Source organism: Bradyrhizobium sp. URHD0069 (genome assembly GCF_000701345.1).
In the GTDB taxonomy this organism is placed as follows: Bacteria; Pseudomonadota; Alphaproteobacteria; order Rhizobiales; family Xanthobacteraceae; genus Bradyrhizobium.
This window is the reverse complement of record NZ_JNIJ01000108.1, coordinates 1-3572: the sequence shown is the minus strand read 5'-3', so window position 1 is coordinate 3572 and position 3572 is coordinate 1. Positions and strand designations below refer to the sequence as shown.

At 60.1% G+C, this 3572-nt stretch carries 4 protein-coding genes; 3 read left to right on the top strand and 1 reads right to left on the bottom strand.

What is annotated here, in order from left to right; genetic code table 11:
• Nucleotides 1–301 precede the first annotated feature (301 nt).
• Nucleotides 302–1255, bottom strand: coding sequence for an alpha/beta hydrolase (locus tag N554_RS0130345; RefSeq protein ID WP_081851503.1), 954 nt, complete (start codon nt 1253–1255; stop codon nt 302–304).
• 137 nt (nt 1256–1392) lie between these two features.
• Here N554_RS0130345 and N554_RS0130340 point away from each other — a divergent pair, with 137 nt between their 5' ends.
• From N554_RS0130340 to N554_RS0130330, 3 genes are all read left to right on the top strand, one after another.
• Nucleotides 1393–1977 (top strand): alpha-ketoglutarate-dependent dioxygenase AlkB, encoded by a 585-nt coding sequence (locus N554_RS0130340; RefSeq protein ID WP_036054685.1) that lies wholly within the window; start codon nt 1393–1395, stop codon nt 1975–1977.
• Between the two features lie 334 nt (nt 1978–2311).
• The gene (locus N554_RS41340) at nt 2312–2788 is read left to right on the top strand and encodes a hypothetical protein (protein WP_029586878.1); all 477 of its coding nucleotides are present in this window, start codon (nt 2312–2314) and stop codon (nt 2786–2788) included.
• Between the two features lie 214 nt (nt 2789–3002).
• Complete coding sequence (locus N554_RS0130330) at nt 3003–3209, top strand: hypothetical protein (RefSeq protein WP_029586877.1); 207 nt, start codon at nt 3003–3005, stop codon at nt 3207–3209.
• The last annotated feature ends 363 nt before the right edge of the window (nt 3210–3572 follow it).

Below are 3572 nucleotides of genomic sequence, written 5' to 3'. Positions count from 1 at the left end.
GATCGAAAGCCGGAAAGACCACTATCCTGATGTCCCATTCGAGATCGCCCTTTGGCGATTGGCGGACCTACCCGAAATCTTTGAAGGCGACACCACACTAGGGATAAACAGGCCACGACCCTAATACCGGTAGCACCAGATAAGGCCGAAATTTCAAACTGAGACACCACCCGGATTCCTTCGAGCATGGTCCGCTATTGCTTTCGAAAAGCACGCTGATATGGGCCAAATAACAGGGAGACCGGTTCGTAACTGACTGCGCACCCCACCATCCGCGGTCCTTGCCTGGCTTCCCAAATCTTCAGGGAAGGCCCCTCGCTTCGATTTGCCGGACGAGGACCAGCGTTGGTTCAGCAAGACCGTCGCCGGATCCATCGAGCCCAAAGACAGAAGCGATATTGTCTCTGCTCGTCAGCACTGTCGTGCGCGGGCAATGGGCGACGGAATTGCACAGGAGCTCCTTCAGCTTTTCGGCTTGAGCGACGAGCCGCGGGGGGTCGAGAGCCGACCAGGCGAGCAAGATCGGTGTCTCGATGCTGAGGATGCCGGGAAATACCGATCTCTCATCGTATTTGCTCGCGTCCTCACCAAAATAAGCCTTCTCGGCCGTGCTCGCATCTGGGCCCATGCGGTAAATACCCGACACCAGCACGGCTGCAGCCATGCTGGAATCGCTCGCCTGAAATTCCGGGTGGGCAAGCAAGCTCGCCACGTGGAATGCGCCCGCGGAGTAGCCGATCGCCACTATCTGGTCGCGGCTTCCTCCGAACAGGTCGATGTTCTGATGGACCCACGCGGTTGCCGCCGCGACATCCTTGGCGCCGGCGGGCCACGGGTTTGCCGGCGCCAGTCGATAGGTCACGTTCACGCCTACCATTCCGTTGCGCGCGGCAAAGCACATCGCTTGATCCTCGAGCGGGCCCGCGATATCAGCCGCTCCGTTGTCGGCGGCGAAGCTTTTTTCGGCCACGAACAAGAGTACGGGACGCGGAGTGGCTTCTTTGACGTCGCCAATTGCGACGTCGAGGACGTTCAGCTCGCTCTCGCCATATCTCAAATTGCGGGAAAACGACACGCCCGCGCAGGGTTTGGATTCAGCCGAGGTGGCGTCGGTCGGCGAAGTGTCTGAATCGTCCAGGATAAGTCGGGCTACTTCCAGATAAGGCGCGAGGTGCGGCAACTCCGACTGCGAGCCACGAACAGATGTACCGGTGATCGCCGTCAGCAGAAAAGAAAGTAACAGGTATTTTGTCATGACACGCCATGCACGAAACGGGCGCATATCCCTGCTGTCGGTGCGCAGCCATGAATCAAGCCTCCGGGTTTTTGGCGATTTGACGGCACGCCCGCGCGCCAATAATGCTTTCGCCGACAACGCATGGAGCTCTTCGCGTGGAAGGCTTCCAACCGTCGCTATTCGATAGACAAGAACTAGCTCCGAGCGGGCTAAGCTACTGGCCCGGCTTTGTGTCGGCCGCCGAAGAACGCCTGCTTGTCGATCGCATCGCGCAGTTAAACCTCGTCCCGTTTCAGTTTGGTGCCTATGAGGGCAAGCGGCGGGTGGCCTCATTCGGTTGGAAATATGATTTCAGCCGCCGTCATCTCGAGCCGGCCGCTCCGCCGCCGCCGTGGATCGCGCCGTTCGCTTCCCGCGTCGAGGCATTCGCTTCGTTCAAGCCGGACGCCATCGGCCATATTCTGTTTACGGAATATGCTCCCGGCGCCGCCATCGGGTGGCATCGCGACAAGAAGGATTTTGATCTCGTGTTTGGCCTGTCGCTGGCCGCGGCATGTCCGTTTCGGTTCCGACGCAAGTCGGGCAAGCGATGGGAACGCTTCACCTTGGACGTCGAGCCGCGCTCGCTCTACCTGCTGACTGGCGAAGCGCGCAAGCTATGGGAGCACAGTATCCCGCCGATGGCCGCACTGCGCTATTCGGTGACGTTCCGCACGCTCGCCTGCGATCCGTGCAAGTAGGCCGATTGGGTCAGCAAGAGATTTGCGTCATACCTATCGCCTGCGTAAGACAATGACCTCAGCGCTCAGAGAAGCGCTGAGGTCGGCAGGGATCTGATGGCCGCCGATTACTTGAGACCGTCCATCAACCGCACACCTGACGGGGTTCCCGGCGCCAGCCATGCTTGGTGTGCACGCGTCGCTGAACCACATAGCAACTGCCGTTGTCATCGTACGTATCGTTGTAGGCGTAGGGGTAATATCCATACCCATACGGATAATCGTAGGCGTAGTCGTCGTAGTAGTCATACGGGTAGTAGCCGCCGAATCCAAAGCCGCGCCCGAAGGCGAAGCGGTGCCCGAAGCCGCGACCGTGAAATCCGCGACCGTGGAAACCACCGGCGAAGCCACCACCATGGAAGCCACCACCATGGAAGCCACCACCCCGGAAGCCGCCGCCGGCAAGACCGCCACCATGGAAGCCGCCGGCAAAACCGCCACCACGCATGCCGCCGCCACCAAAGCCGCCGCCGTGGAAACCTCCACCGCCGCCGCCAAAGCCGCCGCCGCCGTGACCACCTCCGCCGCCAAAGCCACCACCGCCCCCGCCGTGACCGCCTCCGCCTCCGCCACCTCCGCCTCCACGCGCCAGCGCCATTGTTGGCGAAGCCAGGCCAACGGCTGCAACCGCCAGCAACGCGATAACCGTTTTGCGCAACATAACCACTCTCCATTCAGACATTTCGCTACGCTGTTGCAGGTGGCAATCGCTTTGCAGAATCGCTATCGAATTCGACGGCACGTTTGCTCAACTCTGCGCGAGCCCAGCTGATTAAAATAAAATTCAGAAAGTGAGTTGCTCGAAGCGTCACGCAGTCGATTGTTGCAGATGTAACTTGATCAGAAATCCGCAACAAGAAAGCTCGATGCTATTTTCGTCATGGCCGGGCCCGTCCCGACCATCCCCGTCCTTCTTGCATATTTCTTCGCAAGAGGAGATGTCAGTGCTATAAGGCTCCTTGGGTTGTCATGGCAGGTGCAGGCGAATGTCGAAGCAGTCGATGCGCGAGGAGGCCGAACGCTTGATCCGCGAAACCATGGCGCGCAAGGCCATTGTCGTGAAGCAGGGCAATACCCGTATCGAGGCAACTTGCGGAAAATGCGGCGCGCCAAATCGCGTCTCGGCGGCGAGAGGCGCGAGCCGCGTGAAATTCGCCTGCAAGCAATGCGGACACAAGCAGGAGACGCTCTAACAGCTCCGCGGCCGTGCCTCGCGCGGACCCGTTGTAGCCCGGATGGAGCGAAGCGAAATCCAGGGCTGTCTCGTTGGCGCGCGGTCCCGGATTGCGCGGAGCCTGTCATCGGGCGACGCTTCGCGCCGACCCTTGGCTTCATCCGGGCTGCGGACCGCAGTTTTGAAAAACGTGATTTGTTCAAGCGGATCAATCTGATTTGGGTAGTCCAGTCCTGTTCGCAAAAATATTCCGCTTCCCGTTTGACCCAAATCACATCTAGAACCCTCGCCGTCCCGGCCCTCAGAGCAACTGTGCTGAAGGTAGACCGGTGAATCGGCCGGGCTCAAGGCTGGCGCTGGGCGCCACCGCCTTCGGCGGCTG

What these genes read in the sequence shown, in the direction of transcription:
- N554_RS0130345 (WP_081851503.1), bottom strand. Translation starts at nt 1,255, where the DNA reads ATGACAAAATACCTGTTACTTTCTTTTCTGCTGACGGCGATCACCGGT.
- N554_RS0130330 (WP_029586877.1), top strand. Translation starts at nt 3,003, where the DNA reads ATGTCGAAGCAGTCGATGCGCGAGGAGGCCGAACGCTTGATCCGCGAA.